At 32.7% G+C, this 17,699-nt stretch carries 16 protein-coding genes, 1 pseudogene and 1 riboswitch; of the genes and pseudogenes, 16 read left to right on the top strand and 1 reads right to left on the bottom strand.

Annotated features, from left to right (window positions below):
* Window positions 1–4: 4 nt before the first annotated feature.
* The 16 genes and pseudogenes from pflA to J2Z76_RS13970 all read left to right on the top strand — a co-directional run bounded on the left by pflA (window position 5) and on the right by J2Z76_RS13970 (window position 16,132).
* Window positions 5–730, top strand: a complete 726-nt coding sequence (gene pflA, locus J2Z76_RS14045; protein ID WP_209512705.1) for a pyruvate formate-lyase-activating protein — start codon at window positions 5–7, stop codon at window positions 728–730.
* 220 nt (window positions 731–950) lie between these two features.
* Window positions 951–1,892 (top strand): polysaccharide deacetylase family protein, encoded by a 942-nt coding sequence (locus J2Z76_RS14040; RefSeq protein WP_209512704.1) that lies wholly within the window; start codon window positions 951–953, stop codon window positions 1,890–1,892.
* Between the two features lie 29 nt (window positions 1,893–1,921).
* The gene (locus J2Z76_RS14035; protein WP_209512703.1) at window positions 1,922–2,524 is read left to right on the top strand and encodes a bactofilin family protein; all 603 of its coding nucleotides are present in this window, start codon (window positions 1,922–1,924) and stop codon (window positions 2,522–2,524) included.
* A 229-nt stretch (window positions 2,525–2,753) separates the two neighbouring features.
* Window positions 2,754–2,858: riboswitch (SAM riboswitch) on the top strand.
* 63 nt (window positions 2,859–2,921) lie between these two features.
* Window positions 2,922–3,392, top strand: coding sequence for a YbaK/EbsC family protein (locus J2Z76_RS14030; protein ID WP_209512702.1), 471 nt, complete (start codon window positions 2,922–2,924; stop codon window positions 3,390–3,392).
* Window positions 3,393–3,476: 84 nt separating this feature from the next.
* Window positions 3,477–4,232, top strand: a complete 756-nt coding sequence (locus J2Z76_RS14025; RefSeq protein ID WP_209512701.1) for a tRNA threonylcarbamoyladenosine dehydratase — start codon at window positions 3,477–3,479, stop codon at window positions 4,230–4,232.
* Between the two features lie 43 nt (window positions 4,233–4,275).
* A complete protein-coding gene (locus tag J2Z76_RS14020; protein ID WP_209512780.1) occupies window positions 4,276–5,286 on the top strand; it encodes a methionine ABC transporter ATP-binding protein in 1,011 nt (336 codons plus the stop codon).
* A complete protein-coding gene (locus J2Z76_RS14015; RefSeq protein WP_209512700.1) occupies window positions 5,276–5,941 on the top strand; it encodes a methionine ABC transporter permease in 666 nt (221 codons plus the stop codon). The genes J2Z76_RS14020 and J2Z76_RS14015 overlap by 11 nt, the downstream gene beginning before the upstream one ends.
* Window positions 5,942–6,020: 79 nt before the next feature.
* The gene (locus J2Z76_RS14010; protein ID WP_209512699.1) at window positions 6,021–6,896 is read left to right on the top strand and encodes a MetQ/NlpA family ABC transporter substrate-binding protein; all 876 of its coding nucleotides are present in this window, start codon (window positions 6,021–6,023) and stop codon (window positions 6,894–6,896) included.
* A 65-nt stretch (window positions 6,897–6,961) separates the two neighbouring features.
* Window positions 6,962–7,528: pseudogene (locus J2Z76_RS14005) on the top strand (alanine:cation symporter family protein); the annotation flags it as partial.
* Window positions 7,529–7,686: 158 nt separating this feature from the next.
* Complete coding sequence (locus tag J2Z76_RS14000) at window positions 7,687–8,235, top strand: NADH peroxidase (RefSeq protein ID WP_209512697.1); 549 nt, start codon at window positions 7,687–7,689, stop codon at window positions 8,233–8,235.
* 190 nt (window positions 8,236–8,425) lie between these two features.
* Entirely contained in the window at window positions 8,426–9,901 is a 1,476-nt protein-coding gene (locus J2Z76_RS13995) for an aspartate aminotransferase family protein (protein ID WP_209512696.1), read from the top strand.
* 68 nt (window positions 9,902–9,969) lie between these two features.
* Window positions 9,970–11,172 (top strand): class II aldolase/adducin family protein, encoded by a 1,203-nt coding sequence (locus tag J2Z76_RS13990; RefSeq protein ID WP_209512695.1) that lies wholly within the window; start codon window positions 9,970–9,972, stop codon window positions 11,170–11,172.
* A gap of 26 nt (window positions 11,173–11,198) precedes the next feature.
* Entirely contained in the window at window positions 11,199–12,800 is a 1,602-nt protein-coding gene (locus J2Z76_RS13985) for a xylulokinase (protein WP_209512694.1), read from the top strand.
* A gap of 40 nt (window positions 12,801–12,840) precedes the next feature.
* Window positions 12,841–14,067 (top strand): MFS transporter, encoded by a 1,227-nt coding sequence (locus J2Z76_RS13980; RefSeq protein ID WP_209512693.1) that lies wholly within the window; start codon window positions 12,841–12,843, stop codon window positions 14,065–14,067.
* A 65-nt stretch (window positions 14,068–14,132) separates the two neighbouring features.
* A complete protein-coding gene (locus J2Z76_RS13975; protein ID WP_209512692.1) occupies window positions 14,133–15,332 on the top strand; it encodes an iron-containing alcohol dehydrogenase in 1,200 nt (399 codons plus the stop codon).
* Between the two features lie 128 nt (window positions 15,333–15,460).
* Window positions 15,461–16,132 (top strand): TetR/AcrR family transcriptional regulator, encoded by a 672-nt coding sequence (locus J2Z76_RS13970; protein ID WP_209512691.1) that lies wholly within the window; start codon window positions 15,461–15,463, stop codon window positions 16,130–16,132.
* Between the two features lie 176 nt (window positions 16,133–16,308).
* Here the strand turns inward: J2Z76_RS13970 and J2Z76_RS13965 are convergent, their stop codons facing one another.
* The gene (locus J2Z76_RS13965; RefSeq protein WP_209512690.1) at window positions 16,309–17,694 is read right to left on the bottom strand and encodes an FAD-binding oxidoreductase; all 1,386 of its coding nucleotides are present in this window, start codon (window positions 17,692–17,694) and stop codon (window positions 16,309–16,311) included.
* Between the last annotated feature and the right edge of the window lie 5 nt (window positions 17,695–17,699).

Genomic DNA, 17,699 nt, shown 5'->3' with positions numbered 1-17,699 from the left:
AGCTATGATAAAAGGTAAAATACATTCAATGGAAACATTAGGGACACTAGATGGGCCTGGAATTAGGATGGTAGTATTTTTTCAAGGTTGTAATTTAAGATGTTTATATTGTCATAATCCTGATACATGGCTTACAACCAAAGGTATAACCATAAGCTCTGATGAGATAATAAATAAAGCTAAAAAATATAAACCATACTTCAAATTCAACAGTGGAGGAATAACTTTTTCTGGTGGAGAACCATTAATGCAGCCTGAGTTTTTACTGGAATGTTTAAAAAAATGTAGTGAAGAAGGGATTCATACCGTTTTAGATACTTCAGGTGTAGGTTATGGAAATTATGACGAAATATTAAAATATACAGACCTTGTGATATTGGATATAAAGCATTCAGATAAAGAGAAATATAAAAAAATTACTGGCTTAGACATTAACTCTTATTATGAATTTAAGAAACATATAATTAAAAATAACAAGAATATATGGTTAAAACAAGTTGTAACTCCAGGTATCAACGATACTTATGAGGATATGACAGAGTTTGAAAATGAAGTTAACTCATTCCCTACTCATATAATACAAAAAGTTGAGATTTTGCCATATCACACCTTGGGAGTATTCAAATATGATAACCTAAATCTTGCTTATCGATTAAAAAATGTACCAATATTATCAAAGGAAAGGCTTGAGAAATTAAAAGCATACTTGCATATAGAAAAATTAGTTTAATTTAATGCATTGGGGAGGGTCCTCAATGCATTATTTTTACTACAAATAAATATAATTTATAAATTAATAATAAAAAAATTAAAATTATTTTAAAAATTATAAATATGTAGATAAATTATATTAAAAAAATGCCGATATATAAGGAAGGGAAGCATATCGTAAGAATATGCAAGAATTTAGTAGATGGAATTGACTTTATTAATGTTAGTGAGGCTTAGAAATGTCATACTTTGGAAGCGTTAAGTTCTTTAAACATCTAATCTTGACAGTTGGATTGTTAATTATCATCTTTCCATACATATTATCTGTTTACTTAGTCTTAGAAAATAAGGAACTTAAAAACCAAACAAATAGTACGTATAACAATATAAGTAACGAAAATCATTTTAATTTAGATGAACTTCTTTTAAAAACAGTAGAAGCTTCGGAACAAATTTCTAAGGAAAAAGATATTTCTACAAATCAAGAAATTTCTCCTTACCAATTAAAATATGACGATTTATATGTTGAAAGAAAAATGAAAGTTAAATCTAATAGTAATGATAAGATAGTTTACCTTACATTTGATGATGGTCCGTCACAAAGGACTCTGGAAATATTAGATAACTTAGATAAATATAATATAAAAGCCACTTTTTTTGTAATATATAAAGATAGTGAGGCTAGTTCGGAAACATATAAAGAAATAGTTAATAGAGGACATACAATAGGAGTTCATTCTTATAGCCATGATTATATAAAAATTTATAATTCTGTAGAAGATTACCTTGATGATTTTTATAAAATGTTTAAATATATTTATGAAACAACTGGAGTAAAGCCAGAGCTGTTTAGATTTCCTGGAGGAAGTATTAATGCATATAATTCGGATAATTATCAAGAAATAATCGCTGAAATGATTAGAAGAGGGTTTACTTATCATGACTGGAATGTGGTTTCGGGTGATACTATAAAAGGTGCTACAAAAGATAGTATAGTTAATTGTGTAATAAATGGTATTAAAGATTATAATAAAGTTGTTATTTTAATGCATGACAGTTTTGAAAAAAAGTATACATCAGAGTCACTGTCTAATGTAATCGAAATGTTTCAAAATAGAGGTTTTAGTTTTGACAAGCTTGATGGTACAATAAAACCATATATATTCAGTTATATTCAGTAAGTAAATAAAATTTATATAGAGGAGATATTATGGAAAAGAGCACAGAGAAGAAAAATAATTTTAAGGTTGCATTTGATGAAATTATTAAAGGTAAAGTAAACACATCTTCTAACAATCTAAAAGAGGAAAAATCATCTGAGAAATTTGAAGAAATTGAACCTATCTTACCAGTTGCTGATAAAGCGGTTAATAACTTGGAAATAAACTTTAAACATAATTCGAATTCAGACAGCACTATTATCTCAGAAGAAACTATTATAGAAGGTTCAATTAAAACAAAGGCCAATTTAATTATTCGTGGCGATATCAATGGAGATGTAGAAAGTGAAAAAGATATTGAAATAATTGGAAATGTAGTGGGCAATGTAAAAGGAAATAGCACAATTTTCTTAAAAGGTTCTATAAATGGAAATGTATCGGGCCATATTTTGTTAACTTTGATAAAAGAATCAAAAGTAACAGGCGATATAAATGGTCAAGAATTAGAATGTGATGGAAGTGTAACCGGTAATGTTAACGCTTCTAATTCTGTTTATTTAGGGCCTAATTCAATAGTTAAAGGTAATATAATTTCAAAGTCAATAACTGTAAAAGAGGGTGCCCAGATAAAAGGAAGTATGGAAATTTTATAATACTTAAATCAAAATTGCAATAATAGTCCCTCTAACAATATAAATTAGATCAATAGGGGTTGTGCCATGATAATTTTTGAAACATCATTATGACATAACCTCTATTTTTCATATAATCGAATACACAGGAAAATTTCTAAGAAAATGAACAAAAAAATAATTTTTATTAAATTTGATTGACAAAGCTATCTAAATGGTATAAAGTAAACATTAACAATTTAATAGTAACTTCTTATCAAGAGAGATTGAGGGAGCGGCCCTATGAAATCTCGGCAACCTACAGTATGTTGTAAGGTGCTAATTCCGTCAAAGGTTAGTCTTTGAAAGATGAGGAGATGGTTTGTATATGATGCCCTCTCTTTGTAGAGGGCTTTAATTTTTATAAAGGAGTAATAAAATGTCTATAGAAAAAGTAAGAGAATATTTGAAACAGTACAATAGAGAAGAGGACATACTTGAAATGGAAAGTTCAACAGCTACGGTTGAGTTAGCCGCTCAAGCATTAGGAACAGCTCCAGCAAGAATAGCTAAATCCTTGTCATTTCAATATGGTGAAAGTGCAATGATTATAGTAGTTGCAGGTGATGCAAAAATAGATAATAAAAAGTTTAAAAATGAATTTGGATTTAAAGCTAAAATGCTTTCACCAGAAGATGCTATAAAATTTACAGGACACGCGGTTGGAGGTGTTTGTCCATTTGCATTACCTAATGATGTAAAAGTTTTTTTAGATGAATCTATGAAAAGATTTGAAACTATGTTTCCAGCATGTGGTAGCAGTAATTCTGCAATTGAGTTAACCTTGGGAGAACTAGAAGAATATTCAATTTCTTTAAAATGGATTAATGTTTGTAAGGGTTGGGAATAAATAATACAATAATCATACTTTAAAGTATGTTTTATTCTAAAAAACAAATAATATTTTTTAAAGAATATATATGGGAGAATCTAAATGTTAAATGAATTTTCAAGGACTGAATTATTATTAGGCAAAGAAGCAATGAAAAAGTTAAAAGAATCAACTGTAGCCATATTTGGAGTTGGTGGAGTAGGTTCATATGTAGTAGAAGCACTTGCTAGGAGTGGAGTAGGAAAATTTGTACTGTTTGATGATGATGAGGTTTGTCTAACTAATGTTAATAGACAATTAATTGCAACTAGAAAAACAATTGGAAGAAAAAAAGTTGAGGTTATGTGTGAAAGGATAATGGATATTAATCCAAATGCTGAAGTTGAAATAAATGCATGCTTTTATTTGCCGGAAAATGCAGATGAATATGATTTTGCAGAATATAGCTATATAGTAGATGCAGTAGATACTGTTACAGCAAAACTAGAAATAATAATGCGTGCTAAGGAGAAAAACATACCAGTTATTAGTTCTATGGGAGCTGGTAACAAGCTAAATCCAACACTGTTTGAAGTTTCGGACATATACAAGACATCAGTTTGCCCACTTGCTAAAGTGATGAGACATGAACTTAAAAAACGTGAAATTAAAAATTTGAAGGTAGTTTATTCCAAGGAAAAACCAATAAAACCAATAGATGATAGCAGTACGAATTGTAAGTCAAATTGTATTTGCCCTCCAGGTGCAACTAGAAAATGTACAGATAGGAGATCTGTACCTGGAAGTATTTCATTTGTTCCGTCAGTTGCTGGATTGATTATAGCTAGTGAAGTTGTAAAAGATATAGTTGCTAATTAAATTGTTGTTTTAAAAGAGTAATAAGTGAGAGTAGGTGTAAAAAATAAAACCAATTATAGAAATAAAAAATTTAGAGAAAAAGTATATAAGCAAAGATAATATAGTGACAGCGTTAAATGGTATCAACCTAGATATAAATGAAGGTGATATTTGTGGAATAATAGGAATGAGTGGTGCTGGAAAAAGTACATTAGTTAGATGTATAAATTATCTAGAAAAACCAACCAATGGTTCGGTTATAATAGAAAATAAGAATCTATCATCACTAAATGATAAAGAACTAAGAAAAGTTAGACAAAATATTGGGATGATTTTTCAGCAATTTAATTTACTTTTGCAAAGAAATGTAGAAGATAACATATGCTTTCCGCTAGAAATTAGTGGAATGAATAAAAATGAATGTGGAAAAAGAGCAGAAGAGTTACTAAAATTAGTTGGACTAGCTGATAAAAGAAAATCTTATCCATCCCAATTAAGTGGTGGTCAAAAGCAAAGAGTAGCTATTGCAAGAGCATTATCCACGAATCCTAAGATATTGCTATGTGATGAAGCAACAAGTGCATTAGATCCAACTACAACACGTTCGATTTTATCTTTGTTGAAGGAAATAAATAAAAAGCTAGGAATTACAATTGTAATAATTACTCATGAGATGTCAGTAGTTGAAGAAATATGTGATTATGTTGCAATTGTTGACAACGGTAGTTTAGTGGAGCATGGAGCAGTAGAAGAGGTATTTTCACATCCTAAAACAGATGCTGCTAAAAAACTTGTTTACCACAATAATAGTTCTGTTGCAGAGATGAATAGTAAAAGATGTATAAGAATTGTATTTGATGGAAAATCTTCTTATGAACCAGTTATAGCGAATATGGTTTTAGAATGCAAAGCACAGGTAAATATATTATTTGCAGATACCAGAGATATAAATGGAAAAGCTTTTGGGCAAATGGTGCTTCAATTGCCTGAAGATAATTTGCTTGCTGATAAAATTATATATTATCTAAAAGATAAAAAAGTAGTAGTAGAGGAGTTGTTAGATTATGTTAAGTGAAAAAATTGTTAGTGAAATTTTAGTAGGTATTGGTGGCACCCTATACATGACTGCTTTTTCAACTTTATTTGCTTACTTATTTGCACTTCCATTAGGCATTTTGTTAGTAGTAACAAAAAAGGATAATTTATATCCTATGGTAACTTTGAATAGAATATTAGATGTAATAGTTAATATAGGACGTTCAATACCGTTTATAATATTAGTTGTTTTGGTAATACCAGTAACAAAGGCAATTGCAGGGAAAAGTTATGGTACTACAGCAACAATTGTACCACTTGTAATAGCAGCTGTGCCTTTTATTGCTAGATTAATAGAATCTTCACTTCAAGAGGTAAATCATGGGGTTATTGAAGCGGCACAAAGTATGGGTGCATCAATATGGACAATCATATTAAGAGTAATGATTCCAGAAGCAAAGACTTCTTTAATTGTAGGTGCAACTATTGCCGTAAGCACAATAATAAGCTATTCTGCCATGGCAGGGGCTGTAGGTGGTGGAGGACTAGGAGACATTGCTATTAGATATGGATATCATAGGTACCAAACAGAAGTAATGATAGTTACGGTAGTTCTTTTAGTTGTACTAGTACAGTTTTTGCAGGTATTAGGAATGAAAATTGCTAGCAAAACAGATAAAAGAGTAATAAGGTAAAATAAAAAGTTTGAACTCCACTTAAAAAAGCGGAAATATGAAAAATAAATAAAAAAACATATAAATAAAGGAGAAAAAAATGAAAAAAATTAAAAGATTATTATTAGTAGGATTAGTTATTATATTTGCATTAGTTACAGCTGTAGGATGCCAAAACAATGAAAAAGATAGTGATAACCAAAATGAACAAAAAGCAGAAAGTGATAATGCTCAAATAGAAAGTAAAGGTAAAATTACTGTTGCCGCATCTCCAACACCCCATGCTGAAATTTTAGAACAAGTTAGAGAAGATTTAAAAGAACAGGGATATGAATTAGAAGTAACAGAATTTACAGATTATGTACAACCTAATTTAGTTGTTGATAGTGGCGATATAAATGCTAATTTTTTTCAACATCAACCATATTTAGATGAATTTAATGTAGAACAAGGAACTAAATTAGTTTCAGTAGCATCAATTCACTATGAACCACTTGCAATTTACCCTGGAAAGTCAACAGATTTATCTAATATTCCTGATGGAGCATCAATAGCGGTTCCTAATGATACAACAAATGAAGCAAGAGCACTTTTATTACTACAATCAAATGGTTTGATTAAAATGAAAGAAGGAGCTGGATTAACAGCTACAAAAAATGATATTGTTGAAAATTCAAAAAATATAGAAATTGTCGAACTTGAAGCAGCTCAAGTATCTAGAGTTATAGATGAAGTAGATTTTGTTATTTTAAATGGTAACTATGCACTTAATGCAGGCTTTAATGTAGCAACAGATTCAGTTGCTAAAGAAGAACAACATTCGGAAGCTGCACAAACATATGCAAATATTTTATGTGTAAAAGAGGGCGATGAAAATAGAGAGGATATTAAAGCATTAGTTGAAGCATTAAAAAGTGATAAAGTGAAAAAATATATAGCTGATACATATCAAGGTGCTGTTATAGCGATAGATTAATACAATGATAAATATTTTATAAAAAATAATGAGTAGCTTGATTTTGATATGATACTTCCAAAGTAGACCATCCTATTAAACAAGGACTAATGGGGATATTTGAGGTATTCGTAGACATGTTTATTGTTTGTAGCATAACTGCAATAGTTATTATAATAACTGGAGCATGGTCAAATGGCTTAGATGGTGCAACATTGACTTTAAGTGCTTTTGAGTTAGGGATTGGTAGGTCAGGTAGAGTAATTTTGGCATTAGGTGTATTTTTGTTTGGTGTTACAACATCAAGCGGTGTATATGCTCAAATCGAAGTTGTTATACGTTATTTGATAGGTAATACACCAAAGAAGGATATGATATTGTCTTTTTATAAATGGACATATCCAATTCCTAGTTTAATAATGGTTATGATTGCAGTATACTATGAGTTTCCAGGAGCTACAGTTTGGATTTTTTCAGACGCATCTATAGCTCTTCCAATATTTGCGAATATAATTGCACTTATGATTTTAACTCCTAAATTTAAAGACTTACTTAAAGATTACAAAGCTAGATATTTAGGAGTAGGAAAAGTTGATCCTGAATTTAAAGTTTTCTATGATGATAAGTTACCGGATAAAAATGGTAATATGTAAATTTTATATAAGACGAGACTATTTAAATCTTTATATTTAATAGTCTCGTTTTTTTACAATTATTTAATAAATAAAATGTTTGATTTCTGTTTTTTGTGGTATATATACGAAGTAAGGGTAATACAACATAATACTTATATCTCAGGAGGAATATTATAATGAAAAAATTTGTTTGCAAAGTATGTGGATATGTTCATGAAGGTGATATGCCACCGGAAAAATGTCCGCAATGTAAAGCACCAAGAGAAAAATTTGAGGAAATGAACTTAGAGAAAAGAGAATGGGCTGATCAACATTTTGTAGGAGTTGCAAAAGGTGTTGATCCTGAAATTATAGAGGGGTTAAAGCAAAATTTTACAGGGGAGTGCACAGAAGTTGGAATGTACTTAGCAATGTCAAGAGTAGCTGACAGAGAAGGATATCCAGAAATTGCAGAAGCGTATAAAAGAATAGCCTTTGAAGAAGCTGAGCATGCAGCTAAGTTTGCTGAACTTTTAGGAGATGTTGTAACTGATTCAACTAAAACTAATCTTGAAATGAGAGTAGCAGCAGAAAATGGAGCTTGTAGAGGTAAAAAAGATTTAGCTACAAAGGCAAAACAATTAAACCTTGATGCGATTCATGACACAGTTCATGAAATGTGCAAAGACGAAGCAAGACACGGTTGTGCTTTTGAAGGAATGTTAAATAGATATTTTGGTAAATAATAATTACAAAATACAGCCCGTGACAGTTGGTAAAACAACTGTTGAGGGCTTTTTTTGTGCTCTAGAATAAAAAAAGAAAACGTTGACAACAGAAAAGATAAGTGATATAGTCAAATTAGCATAGAACGAGCGGTCGCTCGACGAGACGATTATATTGTTTTTTAATAAATTTTTAGACCAGGAGGGTATTATGAATAGTGGATTTTCAATTTCAAATTATCCAAATGCTGCAGAAGTCAACAGGCAGCTGGATGTATTAATTTCTAAACCGATTTACTCAGTGAGACCGAGTGCTTTAAAAACTTATGAAGATGAATATTATGATAAAAAATGCGCCAAATCGAAAGCTATGATTGAGGAAGCAAAAAATGTAATACCTGGGGGAGTGCAACATAACTTGGCATTTAACTATCCATTTCCTTTAGTGTTTACAAAGGCTGAGGGAGCATATCTTCATGATATTGATGGTAACAGATATTATGATTTTCTTCAAGCGGGAGGTCCCACCGTTTTAGGTAGCAACCCAGTTGAGGTTCGCAATAAAGTAATAGAACTGTTGAATGATTGCGGTCCGAGTACAGGTCTTTTTCATGAATATGAATATAAGATTGCAAAGAAAATTTACGATAATATTAAAACAGTTGAGATGTTCAGGATGCTTGGTTCAGGTACCGAAGCATGTATGGGCGCAATCAGAATTGCACGTCTTGCCACAAAAAAGAAAAACGTTATTAAAATGGGTGGAGCATACCATGGCTGGAGTGACCAGCTAGCATATGGAATTCGTATACCGGGTTCCAAAGGAACACAGGCACATGGTGTTCCAGGTTACATATTTAAACATACGCAAGAATTTTTCCCTAATGACTTAAATGATCTTGAGAGAAAATTGAAACGCAACACTATGCATGGCGGAACTGCCGCAGTTATAATTGAACCGCTGGGACCTGAAAGTGGAACTACCCCAGTTGACAGGGAGTTTAATAAGGGGGTAGAAATGCTGTGCCATAAATATGGAGCACTTTTCATATTCGACGAGGTTGTGACAGGATTTAGAGTTGGTATGTCTGGAGCACAAGGGTATTTTGGTGTGAGTCCTGACTTAACTATTTTTGGAAAAGTTATTGCCGGTGGATATCCTGGGGCAGGTGGAATTGGCGGTAAGAAAGATTATATGAGGTTTCTATCGGCAGGAATTGCAGGTGGACCCAAGCAGAAAAAGGCTCTTGTTGGTGGTACTATGGCAGCAAATCCGCTTAGCTGTGTTGCTGGCTATTATACCTTATGCGAGATTGAGAGGACAAATGCTGCACAAAGGGCTGGTGAAATGGGTGATATACTAACATCAGGATTACAGAAACTAATAAAACAATATAATCTTCCATTTGTAGCATTTAACCAAGGCTCAATTTGTCATTTGGAAACTGTTGGAACAACACATTATTCACTTAACTGGTCTAGGCCTTGGACAATTCCAGGTGTAATAAATGAAACTTCCGTAAGAAAAAAAGAAATGGAACATATGGGAGCAGCTTATATGGCAGAAGGACTAGTAACGCTAGCTGGCAGCAGGCTTTATATAAGTGCTGCATATACAAATGAGATGATTGATGACGTACTATGTAGATTCGAAAGAGTATTTGAAAATATAGGAATTCAGGAATAGCAATAGTTTCTGAAAATAATAGATATTAGCTAAAGTCAAATTTCTTTAGTGTTAATAGGGGGTGAATCATGAACGAAATACAAGCGAAGCAAAAAGTTGTAGATGCTGGTATTAGACTTGTAAAATCAGGGCTTATTGCACGTACATGGGGTAATGTAAGCTGTCGTATAAGCGATAGCCATTTTGTCATAACTCCAAGTGGAAGAAATTATCTATCATTGACAGCAGATGATATTGTTACGGTAGCAATAAAGGACTTGAATTATACAGGAAATATTAAACCATCATCAGAAAAGGGAATCCACGCTGAAATCTATAAATACAGTGAGGACATAAACTTTGTTATTCATACTCATCAAGAGAATGCTTCAGTAGTAAGCACACTTGGATTAGATAAAATAACTATGAATTGTGATTATACTTTTCTCGGAAATGAAATAATATGTGCATCATACGGCTTGCCCGGGACCAAAAAACTTAGAAGGGGTGTATCCGAGGCTTTGAAACGCTCAAAGGGTAATGCTATTATTATGAAAAACCATGGAGCTGTTTGCTTTGGATGCGATGATGAGGAAGCGTTTAAGACTGCATCTAATCTTGAGAAAGCATGTCTTGATTTTATATCGAGGCAATACAAGAAAATAAAGGGTGTTGATAGCTTTGATGCAGATAAAATAGGAAAAATTATGCCTTCAGAGATGCAGAATGCACAACATGAAGGTAGCGTTGATTTAATTAGTACATATTGCAGTAGCGAACGTAAAGTTGAGGGTTTTATATTACACTTAAAAGACAGTGAATCGGTTTTTGTAAGGTATGGGCAGTCAATGGAGAAAATTAACGAAGAAGAACAAATTCATAATGAAATATACGCAAAGAACAAAGATATAAACTATATAATACACACGTATTCTTCTGATATTTTGCCTATATCTCGTGCATATATAACATTATATCCTCTATTAGATGACTTTGCACAGATAGTTGGAACAAAAGTCAAAACTATTGTAAAAAAACCTGATGAAATAGCGAATGCATTAAAACACACCTTTGCAGTTATTATCAAAGATGATGGAGCATTTTGTTGCGGAGTATCTGAGGGTGATGCGACGGCGGTTGAGATGATTATGAAGAAAAATTGTAAAGCGCATATTTTTGGAGAACTGTTTGGAGAGGTTAAGCCTATTAGCTGGTTTGACAGCAAATTGATGAGAGTTGTTTACCTGAAAAAATATTCCAAACAGATTAGAAGTAATAAAATAGAAATATAATTTATAATTAATATGAGGGGGCTCCTATGGGTGTTTATGTCATTGCATATGATGTAGGAACAACAGGAATAAAGACCTGTATTTTTGAAATTGCTAACTCCATAAAACTGGTTGCATCAGCTGTTGAAGGGTATAACCTTTATATCGAAGAGAACGGCGGTGCAGAACAAAATCCCGATGAGTTGTGGAATGCTATGTGCACCACGACGTATAAGGTAATTCAATCAAGCAATATATCCAGTGAAAGAATACAAGGTATTTCATTTTGTTCCCAAATGCAGGGATTGGTTCTTGTGGACAGAAACGGTGAACCTGTGCGACGTATTATGAGCTACATGGATCAAAGGTCATATCATGAGATGAGAGACGGGATTGCAAATGGTATTAAAATTTCAGGGGTAAATATTTTCAAACTTATTAGATCCATCAAAATTACCGGTGCAGTTGCTGCTAGTGTAAAGGATCCTGTTTGGAAGTATAATTGGGTAAAGTGCAATGAGCCTGAAAATTATAAAAAAATATATAAATGGCTAGATGTTAAAGAGTTTCTCATATTAAAGTGCACAGATCAGTTTGTTATGACAAAGGATAGCGCTTTCGGTACTATGTTGTATGATATAAGAGATGGAAAGAATTGCTTCAGCAGGGAAATGTGCAAGATGCTTGGCGTTGATATAGAGCATCTACCTGATATAGTAAATTCTTCGGATCAGGTAGGTCTGTTGACAGAAAAAGCTGCATTTAAACTTGGGCTGCAGGCAGGAACGCCTGTATTTGGAGGAGGAGGGGATGCTTCTCTGATAGGAATCGGTGCAGGTGCCTCAGAAACAGGCGATACACATATATATTTAGGAACATCAGGATGGGTATCAACGGTGGTGAAGAAAAGGAAAATAGATCTTTTTTCTATGATAGCATCCATTGTAGGAGCTGATGATTGTACTTACAATTATTTTGCAGAATTAGAAACAGCGGGCAAATGTTTGGAATGGGTAAAAGATCATCTTGCATTAGATGAAATTAATATTTATTTGCAAAAGGTGTGCATTTCTGACTCGTTTGAATCGATTTATAAAAATCTATATGATTTTATGCTGGAGGAAATAAAAAACATACCTGCAGGCAGCCATGGTGTTATATTTACTCCTTGGCTTCATGGAAATCGTTGCCCTTTTGAAGACTCTAATGCCAGAGGAATGTTTTTTAATATCAATTTGGATACAGGAAAAAGGGATTTGATCCATGCGGTTATCGAGGGAATCTGTTATCATTTGAGGTGGCAGCTTGAAGCTCAAAGAAAAAAAGTTAATGCTTCGGAAACCATTCGTTTTGTTGGTGGAGGCGCTTTAGCTCCTTTGACATGTCAGATAATTTCAGATGTTCTGGGATGTAAAATTGAAACTGTAGAAAATCCTCAGAATGTAGGTGCTTTAGGGGCGGCAGTAATTGTGGCTGTTGGGCTTGGTATACTTTTAAATGTTGAGGAGGCAAATAAGATGATTAAGCTTGATAAAACATATTATCCAAACCATGATAATAAACTTGTACATGATAGAAATTATGAAGCATTTAAAATGCTTTATAAGAATAATAAAAGCATTTTTCATACACTTAATTACGTAGAATAAATTCAATATTAATATTTCATATAAAGAGAAGGGGAGAAATATGTATAGAAAAAGCGAAGTATCAAATTACCGATGGATTATTTTACTGGCTATATTTCCTATTATTATCTCGACAGAAATGATGTGGCTTTCATTGGCACCAGTTAGCAGCATGGCGAAGAATTATTATGGAGTCAGCAGTTTAAGTATTGACATGTTATCAATGAGCTATATGATAATGTTTATAATATTCTCGTTGCCTGCCTCCTGGGTTGTTGATAAATTCGGTTACCGCTGTTCGCTTATTATTGGAGCTTCACTAACAGCTGTTTTTGGAATAGTTAGGGCTTGTTTTTCTGATGATTTTACTGTTATATTAATTGCTCAATTTATGATTGCTGTAGGACAGCCATTTTTACTTAATATATCCACAAAAGTTCCGGCTAATTGGTTTCCTGTTAATGAACGCGCGACAGCTGCCGGGATACTGACTATGGCGCAGTATGTTGGTTTTGCAATTCCGATGCTTTTATCGCCTGTTTTAGCAGAAAAAATGGGAATTCCATATGTTCTTAAAATATTTGCAATAATAGCTGTAATATCTTCAATCCTTTGTATTTCCCTTACAAAGGAAAAACCGTTGATTGCACCTCCGGGGCCGAAGGCACCTAAAGAGGATTTTAGTTTGAATTCCATTAAGAAGCTTTTTAAAAATAAAGCATATATTAACATCCTGATAATTTGTTTTATATCAATTGGAATATTCAATACAGTTTTAACATTGCTTGAGTCAATTTTGATACCTCACCAAATCACATCAGCAGATGCAGGAATAGTAGGCGCTGTATTTGTAGTCTCAGGGGTAGTCGGTGCAGTTATAGTTCCTATGATATCAGATAAGATTGGCATAAGGATTCCATTTTTTATAATTTCTACCTTAATATTAATTCCTGTTTATCTCGGATTTACATTTTTAAACAGTTTCATACTGCTTGCTTTGATGGCAGCCATAGCAGGTTTTTCAATCATGGGTGTGGCCCCTATACTTTTTCAGCATGGGTCGGAGGTTGCGTATCCTATACAGGAAGGCACATCTCTTGGTATAGTACTTCTTATGGGGCAGATATCAGGAGTTTTATTTGTTTATTTATTTGAGGTTTTAAAGAATGCTTCAAATTCAGTAGTGATGCCGATGTTGTTGATTGTTGCAGCTACTATTTTAGAACTGCCAATTATTTTAAAAATGAAAGAATCAGGTTTAAATCAAAAGCACGAAAGCTTAAGTTAGAATTTACTTAGATTTGTTAGTATAAAAAATAGCATGTATAGTATACTTACATTAGAGGAGCAACCATGTATAGATTATATTGTAGAATTTTTCAAAATGCTTTAAAATTGTCATCTTATTTACTTCCGTGGAGAAAACCAGATTTGGTTTCGGGAAAAAATTGTCTAAAGAAGTTACCAGGAATTATTAAGGAAATGGGGGTAAATAAGGTAGTTATTGTAACAGGACCCAATGTTTCATCTTCGGGACTTATGGATCCATTGCTTTTGGGTTTGAAAGAGGAAGCAGTAGAATTTTTTATATATAATAAAACAGTTTCCAATCCTACTATTGATAACATTGAGGAAGCTTATTCTATTTACAAAGATAATAATTGCGATGGAATCATTGCTTTTGGTGGTGGTTCTCCGATGGACTGTGCTAAAGGTGTCGGGTGTCGTGTGGCAAGACCCCAAAAGGCAATTTCACAAATGAAAGGGCTTCTAAAAGTTAGAAAAAAACTGCCACCTTTAATTGCTATACCTACGACTGCTGGTACGGGCAGCGAAACGACTATTGCTGCTGTCATAAGTAATCCAGCTACTCATGAAAAGTATGCTATCAATGATACAGCCTTAATTCCGAGGATTGCTGTTCTTGATCCTATATTGACAGCTGGGCTGCCGCCTCATATTACTGCTGAAACAGGAATGGATGCCTTAACTCATGCAGTGGAGGCATATATAGGAAGAAGCAATACTAAAGAGACAAAGATGATGGCAGTTAAAGCTTCAAAACTAGTTTTAGACAACATTTACAATGCATATTCTGATGGGAGTGATTTGCTTGTTAGAGAAAATATGCAAAGAGCTTCATTTTATGCAGGTGTGGCATTCACCAGAGCATATGTTGGATATGCTCATGCAATAGCGCATACGCTTGGCGGGTTTTATCAGGTTCCGCATGGACTTGCCAATGCAGTAATTCTGCCTTATGTACTTGAGGCTTATGGAAAAGCCGCGCATGATAGGCTTGCAGAGCTGGCTGATGCTGTTGAAATAACAAATTCAACTGATAATAAACAACAAAAAGCTTATAAATTTATTGAAACTATAAAACGATTGAATAGAGATATGGGTATTCCTGCTAAAATTAAGGGTATTCGCAGCGAAGATATTCCGTTGATGGTTGAGCGTGCCTACAAAGAGGGAAATCCGCTATATCCAGTTCCGAAGGTCATGAACAGGAAAGAATTGGAGTGTATATATAGACTCATCATGATGTAAATACTAAACTTTTGCTGATACTTTGATATCTGGATTGTTTAGGCTAATTTCAAATACTCAGTTGACATTAATACGATATGGCTATATTATGAAATAAATACTAATTTGATAAGAATAGGAATGTATTTATGGTAGAGATTGAAATAAAAAATAATAAATTCCACAAAGATACTTTTGATAAAACAACAGAAGAACGAAGACAAAAGGTACTTGAGGTCGCAATAAATGAATTTGCATCTAATGGCTATGCTGCTACTAGTATCAACGATATTTCAAGGAAGGCTAATATAAGTATTGGCGCCATGTATAGTTATTTTGCATCTAAAGAAGATTTGTTTTTATCAATAGTCAACAATGCATATTTCTTGATGGATAAAATTTTAAAGGACGTGGAAGAAAACAGCAGAGATATATTTGATTGCATAGAAAAAATGGTGGTGGCATCTAGAAAATTTGCTATCGAATATCCCCAGTTAAATAGGATTTATCTTGATATTACAACTCAGGCACTTTCTCACATTTCCATTAGGCTGTCAGATAAGCTAGAGATAATTACTCCACAGCTTCTCAATAACCTTATAAAGAAAGCTAAAGATGAAGGGAAAGTTAACGTGGATATCGATGAAAAAGTGGCTGCATACTGTATGGATAATATTTTTACAATGTATCAATTTTCATTTTCATCAGATTATTATAAAGAGAGATTGAAAATATACATTGGTGAAGACAAGTTAAATGATATAGCTGAGGTTGAAAAAAGTATAGTGAATTTTATTCTTGCGGCTATGATAAAAAAATAATGATATGAATTTAATGTTTGACTATATTATAGGTTCATGTACAACTAAGGCAGTTAAGCTAAAAACTGCTCAACTGCCTCCTAGTAAAAATAAAATACACAAAATTTTAATTTTCTAAAATTTTAATTTAATAAACCAGCTATAAAAATAATTTTCGTATATCTCTCGTATTTTTATTACATATCTAATACTGTACCAGGATTCAATATATTATTTGGATCAAATACTTTTTTTATACTTTTCATTAAATTTAATTCCACTTCTGATTTTTGAAGTTTTAAATCATCTATTCTCAATTTACCTACACCATGTTCACCGGTTATTGTCCCATTGTATTTAAAGCAGGTTTTAAATATTTTATCTTTTAATTCTTCTGCATATGGAGGCATTTTACCATCAACTAGAACTATATCACTATGAATATTGCCGTCTGCTATATGAGCGGTTATGTTTGTAAATGTATTGTACTCTTTTGCAAGTTCCTTAAGTTCATTTAAATATGCGGGTATACTTGCAACAGGTACGGCAGTATCGAATGAGTGACCTATAATATCTTTAATATATTCATAATGTTGACTTCTAATTAGTAATAGTTCATCTTGTTCGCTTTTCTTTCCAGCAAATAGAGTTTCGTATGAATTGTTTTTCTGGCATATATCATTTATTTGTTTACATGTTGCATAAAGTAAATCCTCAGTTTTTTCAGAAATTATAATCATTAAATCAGCATTTCCTTGTTTTGCTTGCCACTCTGTTCCCAGCATCTTTGCTGTTTCTACAAATAAGTGTTTGTCTTGATATTCAACTGCAAGAGGTGTTACTCCGCTTTTTAGTATTTCCATTACTGCATTTGAAGCATCATTAAAATGTTTAAATGGAGCAATTATTGTAGCTGAATATTTATCCTTAGGATATATTTTAAGAATAATCTTTGTTACAATTGCAAGGGTTCCTTCACTGCCTATTATTAATTGCATTAAATTGTACCCTGCATTATTTTTTATAAGTTTTCCTCCTAATTCCATGATTTCACCACTAGGAAGAACAACCTCCATACCTTGGATATGCTTTCTCATAACTCCGTGTTTTACTGCTCGTGCTCCACCAGCATTAGTGGCTGCCATACCGCCCATTTGGGCACCCTCATCTCCTGGATGAACAGGAAAACCAACCCCTTCATGCTTATCCAATTCTTCTAAAAGTTCAAATAAAGTAACTCCAGCTTCAAGAACTGCAACCATATTATCCTCATCGATTTCGACAATTTTCTTCAGTCTTTCTGTAGATAATATTATACTTTCCTTTGTTGGAATACATCCACCGCAAAGCCCTGTACCGCCTCCGCGAACTACAACCGGCATTTTAATTTTATTTGCGTATTTCATTATTTTAGATATTTCATCAGTGTCTTTAGGTTTTACAACTATAGAATTTTCATCTGCTTTAGGTCTCATAATATGTTCAATTTCATCATATAAATATGATGTTTTTTGTGAAATATTAGTTATTACAAAATCTTCTCCTACAATGCTAACTAAATTATCTTTAACAATACTATTCATATAAA

Source organism: Sedimentibacter acidaminivorans (genome assembly GCF_017873955.1).
Lineage (GTDB): Bacteria > Bacillota > Clostridia > Tissierellales > Sedimentibacteraceae > Sedimentibacter > Sedimentibacter acidaminivorans.
This window is presented reverse-complemented; position numbering and strand designations above follow the sequence as displayed.